This window comes from Blastopirellula marina (genome assembly GCF_002967715.1).
GTDB classification, from domain to species: Bacteria; Planctomycetota; Planctomycetia; order Pirellulales; family Pirellulaceae; genus Bremerella; species Bremerella marina_B.
The window spans coordinates 1-588 of sequence record NZ_PUIA01000055.1; the positions used below are offsets into that span (position 1 = coordinate 1).

The window sequence follows — 588 nt, forward strand, 5'->3', positions numbered from 1 at the left end:
GGCCAAAAAGGCGGAGGTCAGCGTCCCCGGCACGGCGATCGTCTTCGACTTCAGGTCTTCCAGCGAGCAGGCCTCTTTGGCGACGACCATGGGGCCGTAGTTGTCCCCCATGCTGGCGCCGCACGAGCAGATCGCGTACTTGTCGTACAGATGCGCGTAGGCGTGAATGCTGATCGCGGTCAGCTCCAACTCACCCTGGAAAGCGCGTCGGTTGAGGGTCTCGATGTCGACCAGTTCGTGCTCAAAACGGTATTCGCCGGTGTCGATCTTCTCCGCGGCGAGCGCGTAGAACATGAAGGCGTCATCGGGATCAGGACTATGGCCGACGCGAATCAGTTGAGTCGAGGTGGACAAGGGAAAACCTCCGGGTCAAATCGCTAAGTGCAGGGCAATCTCTCAATGGTCGCCGATCTGCCCGACCTATGCAACCGGGGCACAGGGGGAAGATAGGCGACCTTACCGAGACAACCGCAGGTTGCGAGCAGGCGCAACCCGATTTGGCGATTTCGAGCGGAGAGATTCCCCGAAATTAGGCGTCCAGCGAGAAACCGGAACCATGTCCCGAGGCGTAGTCGCCGGCGGCCGGGG

1 protein-coding gene is annotated in these 588 nt (G+C 61.1%); it reads right to left on the reverse strand.

Features of this window, described 5'->3' with window-relative positions; all coding sequences use genetic code 11:
- Positions 1-354: MqnA/MqnD/SBP family protein (locus C5Y96_RS17145; RefSeq protein WP_315850656.1), on the reverse strand; the 354-nt coding region annotated here is incomplete at its 3' end.
- Positions 355-588 lie beyond the last annotated feature (234 nt).